The sequence below is a fragment of the Chromobacterium sp. W521 genome (genome assembly GCF_052805975.1).
Window position 1 is genome coordinate 265,467 of sequence record NZ_JBRBAF010000004.1, and the last position, 18,034, is coordinate 283,500.

The window sequence follows — 18,034 nt, forward strand, 5'->3', positions numbered from 1 at the left end:
GCTGCCGTTTCGCGTCGATAACACTGCCGGAATCCACTCTTTGCATAGCCTGCCCTTACGCGGCGCAGGCGATGGCGCTTTTATCAATGGGCGTCATGCCCTCGGGAAGATAGATGACCAAAAAACTCTTTAGCGCCGCCGCGCTGGCCCTGCTGCCGACGCTGGCGCAAGCCGCTGAACTGGACGGCGCCACCTTGAGCCTGGCCTGGGGACTGCCGTTTGCCGGCATTTTGCTGTCCATCGCGCTGTTCCCCATATTCGCGCCGGGTATCTGGCACCACCACTTCGGCAAGATCACCGCGGTCTGGACCGTGCTATTCCTGGCGCCCTTCGCGGTGGCATATGGCCTGGGCACTTCGATGGCGCTGATCGTTCACGCCCTGTTCGCCGAATATATTCCCTTCATCGTGCTGCTGTTTTCGCTGTACACAGTGTCCGGCGGCATTCTGGTGTGGGGCTCGCTGCACGGCTCGCCCAAGCTCAATACCGCCATCTTGGCGATCGGCACCGCGCTGGCCTCCATCATGGGCACCACCGGCGCGGCGATGCTGTTGATCCGCCCCTTGCTGCGCGCCAATGAAAAGCGCAAGCACAATGTGCACGTGGTGGTGTTCTTCATTTTTCTGGTGGCGAATATCGGCGGCGGCCTGACTCCGCTGGGCGACCCGCCGCTGTTTCTCGGCTTCCTCAAGGGCGTGAGCTTCGGCTGGACGGTGCAGCACATGGCGCTGCCGGTATTGGTGTTGTCGCTGGCGCTGCTTGCCATTTTCTACGTGTTGGACAGCTATCTCTTCAAGAAAGAAGCCCAGGCGGGCACGCTGCCGGAGGTGGATCGCTCCAAGGACAAGCCGATCAAGCTGCATGGCAAGCGTAATCTGTTCCTGCTGGCCGGCATTGTCGGCGCGGTGTTGATGTCCGGCGTTTGGAAGCCGGGCGTGGAGTTCGACATCATGGGCACGCATGTCGAGCTGCAGAACATCATTCGCGATCTGGCGCTGATCGGCCTGGCCTTCGCCTCGCTGTGGATCACTCCCAAGCAAGTGCGCGCCGGTAACGAGTTCAACTGGGATCCCATTCTGGAAGTGGGCAAGTTGTTCGCCGGCATCTTCGTCACCATCGGCCCGGTGATCGCCATTCTGCGCGCCGGCGCCGACGGCCACTTGGCCGGCCTGGTGCGCATGGTGTCCGATGCCAACGGCCAGCCGGTGAACATGATGTATTTCTGGATGACCGGCATTCTGTCCAGCTTCCTGGACAATGCGCCCACCTATCTGGTGTTCTTCAACCTGGCGCATGGCGACGCTCAGGTGCTGATGGGCCCGATGGCGGACACCCTGCTGGCGATCTCCATGGGCGCTGTGTTCATGGGCGCCAATACGTATATCGGCAACGCGCCCAACTTCATGGTCAAGGCCATCGCCGAGCATCGTCATGTGAAGATGCCGAGCTTCTTCGGCTATCTGGGCTGGTCCTGCGCCATTCTGTTGCCCTTGTTTGTGCTGATGACGCTGATTTTCTTCTGAACCCGCCGTCCTGTTGCAGACAAAGCCCGCTGTCGCGGGCTTTGTCTTGTTCGAGCCGGAGGGCATGGATGTCGGCCCCGCCGCTTTCCGGTATGCTTGCCGTTTTGCCGTTTTCAATACGCTGAACCAAACTATGCACATCCATATCCTGGGCATTTGCGGCACCTTCATGGGGGGCATCGCCGCTATCGCCAAACAGGCCGGCCACAAGGTCACCGGCTGCGACGCCAATGTATACCCGCCGATGAGTACCCAGCTGGAAGCCATGGGCATCGAGCTGATCCAGGGCTTCGGCGCGGAGCAGGCCGACATCGGCGCGGACATCTTCGTGGTGGGCAATGTGGTGACGCGCGGCAAGCCGCTGATGGAGGAAATCCTCAATCGCGGGCTGCCTTATATCTCCGGCCCGCAGTGGCTGGCGGAAAACGTGCTCAAGGATTTATGGGTGCTGGCGGTGGCTGGCACTCACGGCAAAACCACCACCAGTTCAATGCTGGCTTGGATCTTGGAAGATGCCGGCCTGGCGCCGGGCTTCCTGATCGGCGGCATTCCGCAGAACTTTGGCGTGTCGGCGCGCCTGCCTGGCGCGCCGCGTCAGGACGCGGCGAGCGTCAGCCCCTTCTTTGTGATTGAGGCTGACGAATACGATACCGCCTTCTTCGACAAGCGCTCCAAATTCGTCCATTACCGGCCGCGCACCGCGGTGCTGAACAACCTGGAGTTTGACCACGCCGACATCTTCGCCGACCTGGCGGCGATAGAAACTCAGTTCCACCACCTGGTGCGCACCGTGCCGGGCCAGGGCCTGATCGTCAGCAATGGCCGGGAGGCGAGCTTGGATCGGGTGCTGGAGCGCGGCTGCTGGACGCCGGTGGAACGCTTTGGCGCGGACGCCGGCTGGCAGCTGGGCGCGCTGGAGGACAATGGCCATTTCGATGTGCTGCTCAACGGCCAGATTCAGGGCCGGGTGCGTTGGGATTTGATGGGCGAACACAACCGTCTCAATGCCTTGGCGGCAATCGCCGCCGCTCGCCATGTCGGCGTGGCAGTGAGCCAGGCCATTGATGCATTGTCGCGCTTTCAAAACGTAAAGCGGCGGATGGAGGTGCGCGGCGTGGCGGCCGGAGTCACGGTGTACGACGATTTCGCCCATCATCCCACCGCCATCGCCACCACCCTGGCCGGCCTGCGCCACAAGGCAGGCGGGGCGCGCATCCTGGCGGTGCTGGAGCCGCGCTCCAACACCATGAAGCTGGGCACGATGAAGGCGGCGCTGCCGGCCTCTCTGGCCGATGCCGACCTGGTGTTCTGTTCCGCCGCCAATCTGGGGTGGAACCCCGGCGAGGCCTTGGCAGAGCTGGGCGCCCGCGCGCAAACCTTCGACAATTTCGACGCGCTGCTGCAAGCGGTGGTGGCCGCGGCGCGCCCGGGCGACCATGTGCTGGTGATGAGTAACGGGGGCTTCGGCGGCATTCATCAGAAGCTGCTGGACCAACTGGCCATGCGCGGCTGAGCGACAAGCGTCGACGCAAGAAAGGGGGCCGTTGGCCCCCTTTGTCTTTTACGACGCGGAGTTTATCGTAAACAGGTTCTTAGCCGCGCAGTTTGGCGGCAATGCCGGCCACGCGCTGGCCGTAGGCCTTGGCGGTGTCCAGATCGCCCTGCGGGATTTCGTCGACGCTGGCGTCGGACGGCGATTGCACCAGCAGGCCTACCGAGCCGCCCAGATTGTTGATGTCCTCGCGGCTGGCGTTCTTGGCGTTGCTGGGCAGCAAGCCCAGGCTGACCCACAGACCGCCGTGCTGAGAGGCCAGGGTTTGCAGATAAATCAGCGAAACCTGCTTGTCGCCGTTCAGGCTGGCGCTGTTGGTGAAGCCGCCGAACACCTTGTCCTGCCAGCCTCGTGTGAACCAGACTTTGGAGCTGGCGTCGGCGAATTTCTTGAACTGCCAGCTTGGGCTTCCCATATACGTGGGCGAGCCGAAAATGATGGCGTCGGCGCTATTTAGCAGATCCCAGGCGCCGGCGGGCAGATTACCCTCGGCGTCAATGGCCAGCAATTGCGCACCTGCGCCTTCGGCGACATGCTGGGCCACTTGCTGGGTGTGACCGTAACCGGAGTGATATACAACGACGACTTTCGCCATGGCGAGCCTTTCATATTGCCGTGAATTAACAAAGGCCCGCAGCGAGGTGGGCCTTGTGCAAGTATTGGCGATGATGGTGAATTGAAAAAGCGTCGTCGGATAAATTAATTATTTAGTCGCATTAAACAATCTAGACGGCTTGACGCGTTTTCGGTATCGCGAGCCGTGGGCTTGAATAGTAGCTTTTCGGCGCAGCGGCAGGTCAATAAAAACGCCCACGGCAAGGTGGGCGTTTTCTCGGTCTGAAGCCTGTGCCGCGGCTTAGTGGAACTGCTCTTCCTCGGTGGAGCCGGTCAGCGCTGTGACGCTGGATTGGCCGCCCTGGATCACGGTGGTGACGTCGTCGAAGTAGCCGGTGCCCACTTCCTGTTGGTGGGATACGAAGGTGTAGCCGCGTTCGCGGGCGGCAAACTCCGGCTCCTGCACTTTTTCAACATAGGCGGACATGCCGCGGGCAACATAATCTTGAGCCAGGTCGTACATGTTGTACCACATGTTGTGAATGCCAGCCAAGGTAATGAACTGGTACTTATAGCCCATCGCACCCAGTTCGCGTTGGAATTTAGCGATGGTGGCGTCGTCCAGGTTCTTCTTCCAGTTGAAGGACGGCGAGCAGTTGTAGGCCAGCAGTTTGCCCGGATGCTTGGCGTGAACCGCTTCGGCGAACTTGCGTGCGAATTCCAGATCCGGTGTACCGGTTTCGCACCAGACCAGATCGGCGTAGTCGGCATAGGCGATGGCGCGGCTGATCGCCTGCTCCAAGCCTTTCTTGGTCTTGTAGAAGCCTTCGGCGGTGCGCTCGCCGGTCAGGAAGGGACGGTCGCGCTCGTCGCAGTCGCTGGTCAACAGATCGGCGGCTTCGGCGTCTGTGCGGGCGATCACCAGAGTGGGCACGCCGTAAACATCGGCGGCCAAGCGCGCGGCGATCAGTTTCTGCACGGCTTCCTGGGTCGGAACCAACACCTTGCCGCCCATGTGGCCGCATTTCTTCACCGAGGCCAATTGGTCTTCGAAGTGCACGCCGCCGGCGCCGGCGCGTATCATCGCCTTCATCAATTCATAGGCGTTCAGCACGCCGCCGAAACCGGCTTCGGCATCCGCCACGATAGGGGCGAAGTAGTCGATGAAGCCGGCGTCGCCTTGCGCCACGCCCTTGGAATGCTGGATTTCGTCAGCGCGGGTGAAGGCGTTGTTGATGCGCTCCACCACCTTGGGCACCGAGTCCACCGGATACAGCGACTGGTCCGGGTACATCGCCGAGTATTCATTGTTATCGGCGGCCACTTGCCAGCCGGACAGATAAATGGCTTTGACGCCGGCCTTGACCTGCTGCATGGCCTGACCGCCGGTCAGCGCGCCCAGACAGTTGATGTAAGGCTCGCTGTGGAGCAGGCCCCACAGTTTGTCCGCGCCGTTGCGCGCCAACGAGTACTCAATCTGCAGCGAGCCGCGCAGTCGTTCCACATCAGCGGCGCTGTAGCCGCGCTTGATGCCTTTCCAGCGGGGATTTTCGTTCCAGTCTTTCTGGATGGCTGCAATGCGTTGTTCGCGAGTCGTCATGCTAAAGCCCTTCTCGATACGTTTCTGTGCGCGCCGGCAGGCGCCGGCGTCCTCATTAAGCGATCTGTTTCATCCGGTTTTTCCGGATTTTCTTGCGGCCGGCCCTCATGGCGCCGGCTCGGCATGCCCGCCGCTCAGACCCTGTGGATAGAGGGCCGCCCGGCAGTGCACTTGCGGGTGTGGCTCAATTATTAGCACAAAAAAAAACGCTTGTGTGCAGTGCAGCACAAAGAAAATTGTTGATTTTCAAAAGCTAACAGCAACTTTCCTAAAACGAATATTGCGGCTCGCTCAAGCGTTTGCTTTTAGAAAATAAAAGTCCGCAAACGCACATCCGCGTTTGGCAGCCTGGGCGCGGCGGTCTGAAGCGGTTCAGTCGTTTTCAGGGCTTGAATTCCGCGATGAAGCCCCTACCTTGAGTCGGGACTATTCGTACCGCTGAATCCAAATCCGAGGAATTGCCATGCAGGACAAGCAAAACATCGCGGCAGACGCCGTGGACAATGACAATATCGACGCAACGGTGGCGGAGCAGGCCGTAGAGCAAGAACTGAGCGCAGAGCAGCGGATCGCCGCTCTGGATGCGGAAGTGGCCGAACTGAAGGACGCATTGCTGCGCGCCCGCGCCGATCTGGAAAATCAGCGCCGCCGCGCGCAGGAAGACGTCGCCGCCGCGCACAAGTACGCGATCACCAAGTTTGCCGGCGAGTTGGTGTCGGTGAAGGACTATCTGGAAATGGCCTTGCTGGATCAGAGCGGCCAGATCGACACCCTGAAGATGGGCGTGGACATGACGCTGAAGCAGTTGGTCTCCGCTTTCGACAAGGCGCAGATCAAGGACATCGCCCCTCAGACGGGCGACAAGCTGGACCCGCATCAGCATCAGGCGATGAGCGCGGAAGAAGCAGACGCCGAGCCCAACACCATCGTGCGAGTGATGCAAAAAGGCTACCAGATCTCGGACCGCGTGCTGCGTCCGGCGATGGTGGTGGTGGCTAAGGCGAAAGCATAAAAAAGGGCGGCGTGCTCCTCTTGAAATAATGGGCATAGCCAATACCTATTGAGACAACAGGCGGTCGCTATCGAACAAATGGCCGCTGAAACGAATTAAGATAAAGGAACTTCGACATGGGTAAAATCATTGGCATCGACTTGGGCACCACCAACTCCTGCGTATCGGTAGTGGAAGGCGGCAACCCGAAAGTCATCGAGAACGCCGAAGGCGCTCGCACCACCCCGTCCATCATTGCTTACATGGACGACGGCGAAATCCTGGTCGGCGCGCCGGCCAAACGCCAGGCCGTGACCAATCCGCGCAATACCATCTACGCCGCCAAGCGCCTGATTGGCCGCCGCTTCGAAGATAAGGAAGTGCAGAAAGACATCGACCTGATGCCTTTTGAAATTCTGAAAGCCAAGAACGGCGACGCCTGGGTGAAAGTGCGCGACCAAGAACTGGCTCCGCCGCAAATCTCCGCCGAAGTACTGCGCAAGATGAAGAAGGCCGCTGAAGATTATCTGGGCGAGGAAGTGACCGAGGCGGTGATCACCGTGCCGGCTTACTTCAACGACAGCCAGCGCCAGGCCACCAAGGACGCCGGCCGCATCGCCGGTCTGGAAGTGAAGCGCATCATCAACGAACCGACCGCCGCGGCACTGGCTTTCGGCCTGTCCAAGCAGGAAGGCGACCGCAAGATCGCGGTGTACGACCTGGGCGGCGGTACTTTCGACGTGTCCATCATTGAAATTGCCGATGTGGACGGCGAGCACCAGTTTGAAGTGCTGTCGACCAACGGCGACACCTTCCTGGGCGGCGAAGACTTCGACCAGCGCGTGATCGACTACATCGTGACCGAGTTCAAGCGCGAACAGGGCGTGGACCTGAAGAACGACGTGATGGCGCTGCAGCGTTTGAAGGAAGCCGCGGAGAAAGCCAAGATCGAGCTGTCCAGCGCGACCCAGACCGAGGTGAACCTGCCTTACATCACCATGGACGCTACCGGCCCGAAACACTTGGCGATGAAGATTACCCGCGCCAAGTTCGAAAGCCTGGTTGAAGACTTGGTGGAGCGCTCCATCGAGCCGTGCCGCGTGGCGCTGAAGGATGCCGGCCTGTCGGTCAACGACATCTCCGACGTGATCCTGGTCGGCGGTCAGACCCGCATGCCCAAGGTGCAGGAAAAGGTTAAAGAGTTCTTTGGCAAGGAACCGCGCAAGGACGTGAACCCGGACGAAGCCGTGGCTGTCGGCGCGGCGATCCAGGGTTCGGTACTGTCCGGTGACCGCAAGGACGTGCTGCTCTTGGACGTGACCCCGCTGTCGTTGGGCATTGAAACCCTGGGCGGCGTGATGACCAAGCTGATCCAGAAGAACACCACCATCCCGACCAAGGCGTCGCAGGTGTTCTCCACCGCCGACGACAACCAGACCGCAGTGACCATCCACGTGCTGCAAGGCGAGCGCGAGAAGGCTTCCGCCAACAAGAGCCTGGGCCAGTTCAACCTGGGCGATATTCCGCCGGCGCCGCGCGGCATTCCGCAGATCGAAGTGGAGTTCAATATCGACGCCAACGGTATTCTGCATGTGTCGGCCAAGGACAAGGCTTCCGGCAAGCAGGCCAACATCACCATCCAGGCTTCTTCCGGCTTGTCCGAAGCCGAGATCCAGCAAATGGTGAAGGACGCCGAGGCCAACGCCGAGGAAGACAAGAAGCTGCACGAGCTGGTCACCGCGCGCAATCAGGCGGAAGGCCTGATCCACAGCGTGAAGAAATCTCTGGCCGAGCACGGCGACAAGATCGACGCTGCCGAGAAGGCCAAGATCGAAGACGCGGTGAAGGCGGCCGAGGAAGTGGCCAAGAGCGAAGACAAGGCCGCGATCGAAGCCAAGACCGAAGAACTGGCCAAGGCCAGCCAGAAGCTGGGCGAAATCATGTATGCCCAGGCTCAGCAGGCTGAAGCCGGCGCCCAGCAGGGCGGCGCGGACGCGCAGGCGGGCAAGCAGGAAGACGGCAACGTCGTCGACGCCGAGTTTGAAGAAGTGAAGAAAGACAAGGCTTAATCGCCAGCCGATGTCTTGACGCCTGATGACCGGGCCGGGCCCGCCGGAGTGTTCCGCGGCTCGGACCGGTCATTGGCGTATGGTGGCCGGCCGCGCAGGGGGCTTGCTTCCCGTGCAGGCTGAATTTTGAGAGAGACAGGAACATGTCCAAGAAAGATTACTACGATGTGTTGGGCGTCAATCGCGACGCCTCCGACGACGACATCAAAAAGGCTTACCGCAAGCTGGCGATGAAGTATCACCCGGATCGCAACCCGGACAGCAAGGAAGCGGAAGAGAAGTTCAAAGAGGTCAAGGAAGCCTACGAGGTTTTGTCTGACAGCCAGAAGCGAGGCGCGTACGACCAATTCGGCCACGCCGGGGTGGACCCGCAGGCTGGCGCTGGCGGCGGCGCGGGCTTCGGAGGCTTCGGCGATTTCGCAGATATCTTCAGCGACATCTTCGGCGGCGGACGCTCCGGCGGCGGCGGCGGGCGCTCCAACGTCTATCGCGGCGCGGACCTGCGCTACAACATGGAAATCTCGCTGGAAGAAGCCGCGCGCGGTTGCGAGAAGCAGATCCGCATCCCTTCGCATGAAGAGTGCGAAGTCTGCCACGGCAGCGGCGCCAAGCCCGGCACCCAGCCGAAGACCTGCACCACTTGCGGTGGCCACGGCCAGGTGCGGATGAGCCAGGGCTTTTTCTCCATCCAGCAAACCTGCCCAACCTGCCACGGCACCGGCAAGCAGATTTCCGATCCCTGCACCAGCTGCCACGGCGCGGGCCAGAAAAAGACCAACAAGACGCTGAACGTGAAGATTCCGCCCGGCGTGGACGAGGGCGATCGCATCCGCTTATCCGGCGAAGGGGAACCGGGCCAGAACGGCGGCCCGTCCGGCGATCTCTACGTGGTCACCCACATCAAGCCGCACCCGGTGTTCCAGCGTGACGGCATGGATCTGCATTGCGAGATGCCGATCTCCTTCTCCACCGCGGCGCTGGGCGGCGAAGTGGAAATCCCCACGCTGGACGGCATGGCCAAGGTCAAAATCGCGGCGGAAACCCAGAGCGGCCGAGTCTACCGCTTGCGCGGCAAAGGCGTGAAGGCGGTACGCGGCGCCGATTATGGCGACCTGCACTGCCATGTGGTGGTGGAAACCCCGGTCAAGCTGACCGATCGCCAGAAAGAGCTGCTGCGTGAATTCGACGCCATCAGCCAGGGCGACGTGGCGACTCATAACCCGCGTTCCAAGTCTTTCATGGACAAGCTGAAGGATTTCTTCGGCTAAAGGGATATCCGAGCGGCCTCCGCGGGCGTAGGCGCAAAACGGCAAGCGAGCGAGCTTGCCGTTTTTTTTGTTTCATCATTTTGTCTATTGGTCAAATGTTTTTGGGTAACTTGTTGTAATGAGCGTTTTTTTAAAATGAATTATCTGGAGGGTTCCGGTTTACGGCCTTATCTTGGAGGGGCTCCGGAACCCCGCTCCGGGGCGAGAACATAAAAATATCCGGGTGTCCGCCGTCAGGCGAAGCACACCCGGCTTCGCTCAAAGGAGAGTTTCATGGATGCATTCGTCAACGCCGTCAACGGCGTTATCTGGAGCCCGGCACTGATTTACCTGTGTCTGGGCGTGGGGCTTTACCTGTCTGTGCGTACGCGCTTCCTGCAGTTGCGCCACTTCAAGGAAATGCTGCGGCTGATGTTCAATACGGAGAGCACCTCCAGCGGCGTGTCCTCGTTTCAGGCGCTGGCGATGACCTTGGCCGGCCGCGTGGGTACCGGCAATATCGCCGGCGTGGCCACCGCAATTACTTTCGGCGGCCCGGGCGCCATCTTCTGGATGTGGATGGTGGCCTTTCTCGGCGCCAGCTCGGCCTTTGTCGAATCGACGTTGGGCCAAGTCTACAAGGAGAAAATAGACGGCCAGTACCGAGGCGGGCCGGCTTTCTACATCGAGAAGGGTCTGGGCATGAAGTGGTATGCCTGGCTGTTCGCCATCACCACCATTGTCGCCACCGGCGTGCTCTTGCCGGGGGTGCAGGCCAACTCCATCGCCGCCTCGCTGGATACCGCCTTCGGCATCGCGCCCACCGTCACCGCCGCGGTCCTGGCCATCATCCTGGGTTTTATCATCTTCGGCGGGGTCAAGCGCATCGCGCTGTTCGCCGGCGCGGTGGTGCCGTTCATGGCCCTGGGTTATATCATCGTCGCCTGCGTGATCATCGCGCTGAACATAGAGCAACTGCCCGGCGTGATAGCGTTGGTGCTGAAAAGCGCCTTTGGTTTTGAGGCCGGCTTCGGCGCCATTCTAGGCCTCGCCATCCAATGGGGGGTGAAGCGCGGCGTGTATTCCAACGAAGCCGGTCAGGGCACCGGCCCGCATGCCTCCAGCGCCGCTGCGGTGTCGCATCCGGCCAAACAGGGCCTGGTGCAGGCCTTCTCGGTCTATATCGACACCCTGTTCGTCTGTTCCGCCACTGCTTTCATGCTGCTGATCACCGGCCAATACAATGTGCAGGGCCCGGAGGGCCAGGCCATGTTCACCGGCATCGCCGGCGTGGCGGCGGGGCCTGGCTATGTACAGATCGCGATGGAAAGCATCATGCCGGGCTTTGGTTCCATCTTCGTCGCGCTGGCGCTGTTCTTCTTCGCCTTTACCACCATCGTCGCCTACTACTACATCGCTGAAACCAATATCGCCTACATCAACCGCAAGATACAGCTGCCTTGGCTGAGCTTCGTGTTGAAGATCGCGCTGATGGCGGCCACGGTGTACGGCACGGTCAAAACCGCGGATCTGGCCTGGGGGTTGGGGGATATCGGCGTGGGCCTGATGGCCTGGCTCAACATCATCGCCATCATCCTCATGCAAAAACCAGCGCTGGCCTGTCTGCGCGATTACGAAGCGCAGAAGGCGCAGGGCTTGGACCCGGTGTTCCATCCGGAGAAACTGGGCATCGTCAATGCCGCCTACTGGGAAGGGCGGCGCGCGGAGGATAATCTGGCCGCGGAATTGGCGGCGAAGGCCAGCCACGAGGGGGGTGAGGGCAAGCTTGCTCCGCGTGAGAGCTGAGCCAAGGAGGATGCGGACGGCGCCGGTGTCGACGTTGTCCGCAGGCCGGGCGTGCAAAATTCAGAACACTCTGTTTTGCCGGCCGGCATCCGCTGCGGGGCGGCGGCAACAGGCGTACAATGGCCGGGCTGATCCTTCTAATGGAATTGTCATGATTTTCGCCAATCGTTATTTTCCCGCCACTCGCATGCGTCGCATGCGCAAAGATGAATTCTCCCGCCGCTTGATGCGTGAAAACGTGCTGACCGCCAACGATCTGATCTATCCGGTATTTGTGATGGAGGGGCAGAACCGGGTGGTGGAAGTGCCGTCGATGCCGGGCGCGCCGCGCCAGACGCTGGACAAGCTGTTGTACACCGCCGAACAGGCGCTGGAATTGGGCATCCCGATGCTGTCGCTGTTTCCGGTGATCGAGTCCGGCAAGGACAATAGCGCGCAAGAGGCTTACAACCCCGAAGGCTTGGTGCCGACCGTGGTGCGCGAGTTGAAAAAACGCTTTCCCGAACTGGGGGTGATGACGGATGGCGCGCTGGATCCCTACACCATTCACGGCCAGGATGGGGTGATGGACGACAGCGGTTACGTGCTCAACGACGAAACCACTGAAATCCTGATCAAGCAAGGCCTCTGTCACGCCGAGGCCGGCGTGGACATGTTCGGCCCGTCCGACATGATGGACGGCCGCATCGGCGCGATTCGCGAGGCTTTCGAGGAGGAAGGCTTCATCCACACCAAAATCCTGGCGTATTCGGCCAAGTACGCATCCGGTTTCTACGGCCCGTTCCGCGACGCGCTGGGCTCGTCCGGTAATCTGGGCAAGGCCGACAAGAACAACTACCAAATGGATCCTGCCAATCTGGACGAAGCAATCCAGGAAGTGGCGCAGGACCTGGAGGAAGGCGCGGACGCGGTGATGATCAAGCCGGGCATGCCTTACCTGGACGTGATCCGTCGGGTAAAAGATACTTTCCGGGTGCCGACCTTTGCCTATCAAGTGTCTGGCGAATACGCGATGTTGAAGGCCGCGTTCCAGAACGGCTGGCTGAACGAGGAAAAGTGCATGCTGGAAAGCCTGATCGCGTTCAAACGCGCCGGCGCCGACGGCATCCTGACCTATTTTGCGCTGGACGCTGCGCGCTTGCTGCGCCAAGGCTAAACGCAGGAAGGCAAGCCATCGCGCCCCGGCTCAGACCGGGGCGTTTTGCATGGGAGCGGATATGGATTTGATGCATTCCACCCTGTTCTGGGTGATCATCGCCGCCGCGCCAGCGGTGACGGCGCTGGGTATTCTGATCCGGTTGGCCAGGCGAGAGCCGCCGCCGGAGCTGCCGGCAAGCGTCAAGCCGCTGGCTTGGGACGATGAGGATCAAGACGGCGATGCTGGGCCGCCGGCGGCGGGCGGCTAGTCGAAGCGCCAGCTAGCCATGGACAGATTGCCCATGCGCCAGTCGTCGTGCAGTTTGGAAGCCTTGGCGTCGCGGCCCCCGGCGCCCAGCGCAATCCACAGAGGGGCGATGTGCTCGTCGCTGGGATGGTTGCGGCGCGCGTCGGGGGCCAGCCTCAGCCAGTCCGCCAATGCTTCATGCGCGCCGGTTTCCAACTGCAAGTCCAGCCAGTCCCGGAAAGCCAGCGCCCACGGAGCCGGTTCCGAACCTTCCGGCGCCAGTGCGCGCAGATTGTGAGTGTAGCTGCCGGAGGCGATGATCAGAACACCCTCGTCGCGCAGCGGGCGCAGCGCTTCGCCAATGCGCATCAACTCGGATGCGGGCGCCTGATGCGGCAGCGACAGATTGACGATGGGAATATCCGCTTGCGGATACATCAGCATCAGAGGCGTCCAGGCGCCGTGATCCAATCCTCTTTGTTCGGTGCTTTGAGCGGGAAGACCGGCCGCGGCGAACAATTCATGCAGACGCGCGCAGAGCGGCGCATCGGTGCGTGCCGGGTAGCTCAGGCGGTATAAGGCTTCGGGGAAACCGTAGAAGTCGTGAATGGTTTCCGGATTCGGGCTGTGGTTGACCACCAGGCCGCGAGTTTCCCAGTGCGCGGAAACGATGACGATGGCGCGAGGGCGGGGCAGCTCCGTTCCCAGTCGGGAGATGAAGTGACGGCTTGGGCTGTCTTCCAGCACCAAGGTTGGAGCGCCGTGCGAGATGAACAGCGCGGGTAGGCGAGTGGTCATGACTGAAGCTTTCATTCAAGAGATGCTTCAGCTTAAGCCACGCCGATTCTCTGATAAACCGCAGTTTATTGGTTTTATTGTTTACTCTTTGGAAATAATTTGGCGGAGGGGCGGCTAGGCGGAGATCGGATGCCGGACCTAACTTCATCCGGCAAGCAGGATGGCGCAGCCCGCAATGAAGATGAGGAAGCCCGCGATGCGTCGCCAATTGCGCCTGCCTTGCCTGCCGGTAAGCGGCTGCCGCTTCAACCTTCTGAGCTGTTGTCGATACATGGTCATTTGACGCTCCTATATTTGAATGATAATCATTATTGTTTGAATGTCAAAATAAACGCTCCTGTGTGGAGCGGCTGGAGCTGAGAGGAATCTGCAATTGGCAGGCGGGTCGCGAAAACCTGCGTATTCCTCAGAGGGGGCTGTGCTTATTGCAGCCAGGCGAAGTTGGCGCACAATTCCAGCCAGAACGCTTGCCAGTTGACCTGTTTCATCGGGGGCTCCGTTGCTAGATTGTTTTCAGTATCGCTCAGCGGTTTTTATCAGTGAAATTGATTGTTTTTTGTTTTTGGTTAGCCAGGAGCTATGAGCGTGGGGCTCAAGAAATGAAGTTGTGAGAATGGGAGAGGAAAATGCGCCCCGCAAGCGCTTCGTTTGCGGGGCGGGTCAGGGATCAATCCCAGGGGACTTCCGCCGAGTTTTCAACTACGGCGGCAACCGTGCTGTTTGCCGCGGGTGAGACTGTCGGGCTGGATGCTTCTTCCAATCCGCCCAGGGCGGCGACCAGGGCGTCTACCAGTTCGCCCAGTTCTTCGCTCATCAAGGTGAAGGTGGCTTCGAACAGGCTTTCTCTATCATCGCCCGCCTGGCTGGCTTCATCCTGCAGCAGGTCCAGGAATTGCAGCCGCTTCAGCTGCAGCATGTCGGTCAGCTGGAAGCGGATTTTTTCCTGCCAGATCAGGCCTACCCGCGTAACTTGCTTGCCGGTGGCAATGTGCTGACGGATTTCGTCCGCGGTCAAGTCGATGCGCGCGCAACGCACCACCGCTCCGTTTTCTCCGCTGTCCTTCAATTCACAATCCGAGTCCAACTCAAAACCGGCAGGGGCTTCGCCGGCCGCCAGCCAGTCCGTCATCGCGGTGTGCGGAGCAATCTTGGTGCGAGGCAGCGCGGCGGGGAAAGGCGGCAAGGCTTCGCGCAGCTTGGACACCAACGCCTCCGCCTTGCTGGCGGCGGCCGAATCCACCATTAGCCAGCCGCGGCGCGTGTCCAGATAGGCGCTCATCCTGCTGCTGCGCACAAAGGCGCGCGGCAGCAGGTCGTCGGTGATCTGCTCTTTCAGCGCCAGCTTTTCCTTGCGGCCCACCTTGCGCAGCTCTTTGTCTTCGATTTCCGCGACTTTCAGCTCGACGAAATCGCGGATCACCGACGAGGGCAGCACTTTGTCCTCGCGGCGCAGCGAGACCATCTGGCAGCCGCGCACTGCGTAAACCGGCGCGTCCAGATGGTTGGCGGCGGGCACCCAGCCCTCGCTGAACCAGTCCAGACCCATGCAGTGCTGGAATGGACGCTTTTCCAGCGCGGCGGAAAGTTGCTCGTTGTTAGGGGCGTCGTCTTGATTCAAACGGTAAAAAGATAGTTGCCTAAACCACATATTTGTTCCATAATGCGCGTCCTCTGATGCCACAGATTGTACCGCAGCCAAGACGGCAGCGGGGCGGTTTTCAGACAAGCTTTGGATGGTCGTCGGAGTGTAGCTTAGCCTGGTAGAGCGCTACGTTCGGGACGTAGAGGCCGGAGGTTCAAATCCTCTCACTCCGACCAGTCAAATAGAAATAGCTTGTCAAAAAGCATTGGATGTAGTAAATTTCTGCTCCTCGGCGCTACCGCGCTGAAAGCAGTAAACGGAGTGTAGCTTAGCCTGGTAGAGCGCTACGTTCGGGACGTAGAGGCCGGAGGTTCGAATCCTCTCACTCCGACCAGATTCAAAACCCTGAATTCAATTCTTTGAATTCAGGGTTTTTGCATTAAAGCGCGGATAAATTAAATCTGATATTTGGAAACGCGCGCCGCCCCTTTTCAAATCGATGGAAACTGTTTATTATTATGCGCTCTGCTTCAGGGCGGAGTGATGTGCCGGTATAGCTCAGTTGGTAGAGCAGCGCATTCGTAATGCGAAGGTCGGGGGTTCAACTCCTCTTACCGGCACCACAATCCTCTTCTGAAACTGCAATGAGCCCGCTGCCGCGGGCTTTTTGCATTTCCGGCGGCCATTGCTGTTGGTTTCTTCATTCCCGCCTGTTTCATTTGCGTTGGTGCGCTTTGAAATTCCTGCCACGGATGCCGTTGCGACGGCTGGTGATTGCATGTCGAATATGATATAAGCATTTTATCGGCGGGCGTGCTGAATGAGCGGCCCTACCGGTGCCGGCGACAACTTGAGAATGCGCCTGGGCTGAAATATATTGTGAACGTCTGTTATGACGAATGGACATGACGGTCTAGGCTGTCATCTAATGGAAAGCTACAGCAATTGTAGAGAGCGAACATGCTATCCAATTCCGTTGCTACTTTCAGCCTGTATTCGGATTTATATGCCCGGTTTCGTCCGGCTTATCCAGAGGCCTTGTATCAGTGGTTGTTGCCGCAGTGCTTCGAGCGTGAACGGGCCTGGGACTGCGCAACCGGCAACGGCCAGACCGCGGTGAGGCTGGGGGAGAGTTTTGCGCGGGTAGATGCCACCGACATCAGCTCCGCGCAACTGGGCCAAGCCGAGGCGCATAATCAAGTGTATTACCGGGAGTGTCCCGCCGAGGTCACACCCTTTGACGATGCCGCTTTCGACTTGATCACGGTATCGCAGGCGCTGCATTGGTTTCATTTCCCATCGTTTTGGCCGGAAGTGGTCAGGGTGCTCAAGCCGGGCGGGGTATTCGCCGCTTGGGGCTATCATCTATGCCGGGTTTCCCCCGAGGTGGACCGCGCCGCGGCGATTTTGACTTCCATTATCGAGCCGTTTTGGTCTAGCCGCTGCCAGATTCTGTGGGACGGCTACAGTACCGCGGGTTGCCCGCTGCCTACGCTTGAAACGCCGGAGCTGGCGATTAGCTGCGATTGGACGCTGGAACAATACCTGGGTTTTCTCAACACGCTTTCCGCCAGCAAGCTGTGCAAGCAGACTTTGGGCGAGCATGTGCTGGACGATGCCTCTGGCCGCATCGCCCGGGCCTGGGGCGATGGCGGGCAAGCGCGTCAAGTGAGCATGCCGTTAAGCTTGCTGGTGGCGCGGCGCCCAGCGTAAAGCCGTTCATGTTTTTGCGAGCAAAAGCGAGACGAGGCGAAAACGAGTGAAAAAGCGGAGTGGTCGAGGGGGGCATGAGCATTTCGAAGGTGTACTCACCGTGTAACGCTCCACGACGCGTAGCAGATCGTAAACAGGTTTTTAGCGGCGCTTGTCGTATTCCGCCTGTAGATCGGAAAGCAGGATGTTGAGCGCGTCCGACGAGCGCAGTAGCTCTATCAAGGACACGGCCAGCGAGCAGATCATGCACAGCAAGCTGATGCCGAAAGTCAGCTCCCCCCAGGCCTGCCAGCCGGTATAGACCTGAAACATCGCCACGGTACACAGGAACAGGCTGGCGATGCCCAGGCACTGCATCCATTTGATCAAGGTGATGCGAGTGCGCAAATTGCCGATCTGGCGCAGGATTTTTGGATCCTGGCTGTCGCGGTACTCCTCATACAGATTGCGAATGATGCCGGCCAGGCCGAGAAAACGGTTGGTATAAGCCAGCAGCAACAGGGAGATGGCGGGAAACAGCAGGGCGGGTGTGGTCAGGGTCAGCGCGGAATGCATCAGGCGTTCTCATCAATCAGGACATCAATGCCGTTGTCGGTGGCGTCGAACAGTTCGATTACGTCCGGGTTTTTCATGCGGACGCAGCCGAGGGAGCTGGGGGTGCCCCAAGGCACATGGTCCCCGGCACCGTGAATGTAAATGGCTCGATTATAGCTGTCTACCTCGCCGCCTTGGTTCTTTCCTGGCTCTTCGCCGCAAAGCCACAGGATGCGGGTGAGGATCCAGTCCTTGGTAGGATACTGTGCGTGCAGTTCCGGCGTGTATTTCCAGGGCGTCACTTTGCGGCGAAAAATAATGGTATTGGCCTCTACGCCGGCGCCGATGCGTTCGCAGACCCGATGCCAGCCGCGAGGCGTCTGATAGCTGCCGCTGGCTTCTCCCACGCCGTTGCGCGCGGTGGATACCTGGTATTCGCGCTGCAGCAGGCCCCAGCCGTCGTAATGACGCAGGGTTTGGCTGCGTACGCCAACCAGAATCCAGGGCGCGCCGTAATGGCGAGGATTGGGGCGGGTGTCCAGCAAGGGCGCGGCGCTTTGCTGGCCAGCAGCGAATGCCGCCGCCGCCAGCGGGTCCACTGTCAGGGAGGCGTCGTCTTCCATGCCCGCGGCGAAAGCGGATGCGCTCAAGGATAGGACGAGCATCAGTCGCAGCATGGC

The 18,034-nt window shown here is 60.1% G+C and carries 16 protein-coding genes and 3 tRNA genes; 13 read left to right on the forward strand and 6 right to left on the reverse strand.

Annotated features, from left to right (window positions below; all coding sequences use genetic code 11):
• Positions 1 to 113 precede the first annotated feature (113 nt).
• Positions 114 to 1,523: a sodium:proton antiporter gene (locus ACUXV1_RS07805; protein ID WP_043632591.1), complete on the forward strand. Its 1,410-nt coding sequence runs from the start codon at positions 114 to 116 to the stop codon at positions 1,521 to 1,523.
• Between the two features lie 133 nt (positions 1,524 to 1,656).
• Positions 1,657 to 3,036, forward strand: a complete 1,380-nt coding sequence (gene mpl, locus ACUXV1_RS07810) for a UDP-N-acetylmuramate:L-alanyl-gamma-D-glutamyl-meso-diaminopimelate ligase (RefSeq protein WP_081575408.1) — start codon at positions 1,657 to 1,659, stop codon at positions 3,034 to 3,036.
• A 79-nt stretch (positions 3,037 to 3,115) separates the two neighbouring features.
• Here mpl and ACUXV1_RS07815 read toward each other — a convergent pair whose 3' ends face one another.
• A complete protein-coding gene (locus ACUXV1_RS07815; RefSeq protein ID WP_019101048.1) occupies positions 3,116 to 3,670 on the reverse strand; it encodes a flavodoxin family protein in 555 nt (184 codons plus the stop codon).
• A 261-nt stretch (positions 3,671 to 3,931) separates the two neighbouring features.
• Positions 3,932 to 5,230: an isocitrate lyase gene (gene aceA / locus ACUXV1_RS07820; RefSeq protein ID WP_019101049.1), complete on the reverse strand. Its 1,299-nt coding sequence runs from the start codon at positions 5,228 to 5,230 to the stop codon at positions 3,932 to 3,934.
• A 463-nt stretch (positions 5,231 to 5,693) separates the two neighbouring features.
• Here aceA and grpE point away from each other — a divergent pair, with 463 nt between their 5' ends.
• From grpE to ACUXV1_RS07850, 6 genes are all read left to right on the forward strand, one after another.
• Positions 5,694 to 6,242 (forward strand): nucleotide exchange factor GrpE, encoded by a 549-nt coding sequence (gene grpE, locus ACUXV1_RS07825; protein ID WP_081554281.1) that lies wholly within the window; start codon positions 5,694 to 5,696, stop codon positions 6,240 to 6,242.
• Positions 6,243 to 6,358: 116 nt separating this feature from the next.
• Positions 6,359 to 8,290 (forward strand): molecular chaperone DnaK, encoded by a 1,932-nt coding sequence (dnaK, locus tag ACUXV1_RS07830; RefSeq protein WP_019101051.1) that lies wholly within the window; start codon positions 6,359 to 6,361, stop codon positions 8,288 to 8,290.
• 143 nt (positions 8,291 to 8,433) lie between these two features.
• The gene (dnaJ, locus tag ACUXV1_RS07835; RefSeq protein ID WP_081554279.1) at positions 8,434 to 9,558 is read left to right on the forward strand and encodes a molecular chaperone DnaJ; all 1,125 of its coding nucleotides are present in this window, start codon (positions 8,434 to 8,436) and stop codon (positions 9,556 to 9,558) included.
• Positions 9,559 to 9,831: 273 nt separating this feature from the next.
• Positions 9,832 to 11,343 (forward strand): alanine/glycine:cation symporter family protein, encoded by a 1,512-nt coding sequence (locus ACUXV1_RS07840; RefSeq protein WP_114154091.1) that lies wholly within the window; start codon positions 9,832 to 9,834, stop codon positions 11,341 to 11,343.
• Positions 11,344 to 11,494: 151 nt separating this feature from the next.
• Positions 11,495 to 12,499: a porphobilinogen synthase gene (gene hemB, locus ACUXV1_RS07845; RefSeq protein ID WP_043632600.1), complete on the forward strand. Its 1,005-nt coding sequence runs from the start codon at positions 11,495 to 11,497 to the stop codon at positions 12,497 to 12,499.
• A gap of 61 nt (positions 12,500 to 12,560) precedes the next feature.
• Positions 12,561 to 12,749: a hypothetical protein gene (locus tag ACUXV1_RS07850; RefSeq protein WP_043632603.1), complete on the forward strand. Its 189-nt coding sequence runs from the start codon at positions 12,561 to 12,563 to the stop codon at positions 12,747 to 12,749.
• Here ACUXV1_RS07850 and ACUXV1_RS07855 read toward each other — a convergent pair.
• The gene (locus ACUXV1_RS07855; RefSeq protein ID WP_194426901.1) at positions 12,746 to 13,525 is read right to left on the reverse strand and encodes a DODA-type extradiol aromatic ring-opening family dioxygenase; all 780 of its coding nucleotides are present in this window, start codon (positions 13,523 to 13,525) and stop codon (positions 12,746 to 12,748) included. The two genes, ACUXV1_RS07850 and ACUXV1_RS07855, sit on opposite strands and share 4 nt — an antisense overlap.
• Positions 13,526 to 13,654: 129 nt before the next feature.
• On the opposite strand from ACUXV1_RS07855, the gene ACUXV1_RS07860 reads away from it, so the two are divergent.
• Positions 13,655 to 13,885: a hypothetical protein gene (locus ACUXV1_RS07860; RefSeq protein WP_446014870.1), complete on the forward strand. Its 231-nt coding sequence runs from the start codon at positions 13,655 to 13,657 to the stop codon at positions 13,883 to 13,885.
• A gap of 307 nt (positions 13,886 to 14,192) precedes the next feature.
• On the opposite strand, the gene ACUXV1_RS07865 is transcribed toward ACUXV1_RS07860, so the two are convergent.
• Positions 14,193 to 15,173: a recombination-associated protein RdgC gene (locus tag ACUXV1_RS07865; protein ID WP_043632609.1), complete on the reverse strand. Its 981-nt coding sequence runs from the start codon at positions 15,171 to 15,173 to the stop codon at positions 14,193 to 14,195.
• Between the two features lie 93 nt (positions 15,174 to 15,266).
• On the opposite strand from ACUXV1_RS07865, the gene ACUXV1_RS07870 reads away from it, so the two are divergent.
• The 4 genes from ACUXV1_RS07870 (at position 15,267) to ACUXV1_RS07885 (ending at position 16,820) form a co-directional block, all read left to right on the forward strand.
• Positions 15,267 to 15,343, forward strand: a tRNA-Pro gene (locus ACUXV1_RS07870).
• An 81-nt stretch (positions 15,344 to 15,424) separates the two neighbouring features.
• Positions 15,425 to 15,501: transfer RNA gene (locus ACUXV1_RS07875), tRNA-Pro, on the forward strand.
• 153 nt (positions 15,502 to 15,654) lie between these two features.
• Positions 15,655 to 15,730 (forward strand) — tRNA-Thr (locus tag ACUXV1_RS07880).
• A 337-nt stretch (positions 15,731 to 16,067) separates the two neighbouring features.
• Positions 16,068 to 16,820: a class I SAM-dependent methyltransferase gene (locus ACUXV1_RS07885; RefSeq protein WP_081554275.1), complete on the forward strand. Its 753-nt coding sequence runs from the start codon at positions 16,068 to 16,070 to the stop codon at positions 16,818 to 16,820.
• Positions 16,821 to 16,961: 141 nt separating this feature from the next.
• Here ACUXV1_RS07885 and ACUXV1_RS07890 read toward each other — a convergent pair whose 3' ends face one another.
• Complete coding sequence (locus ACUXV1_RS07890; protein WP_019104308.1) at positions 16,962 to 17,375, reverse strand: DUF2721 domain-containing protein; 414 nt, start codon at positions 17,373 to 17,375, stop codon at positions 16,962 to 16,964.
• Positions 17,375 to 18,031: a L,D-transpeptidase gene (locus tag ACUXV1_RS07895; protein WP_043632614.1), complete on the reverse strand. Its 657-nt coding sequence runs from the start codon at positions 18,029 to 18,031 to the stop codon at positions 17,375 to 17,377. Before ACUXV1_RS07895 ends, ACUXV1_RS07890 begins: the two co-directional genes overlap by 1 nt.
• Positions 18,032 to 18,034: the final 3 nt, after the last annotated feature.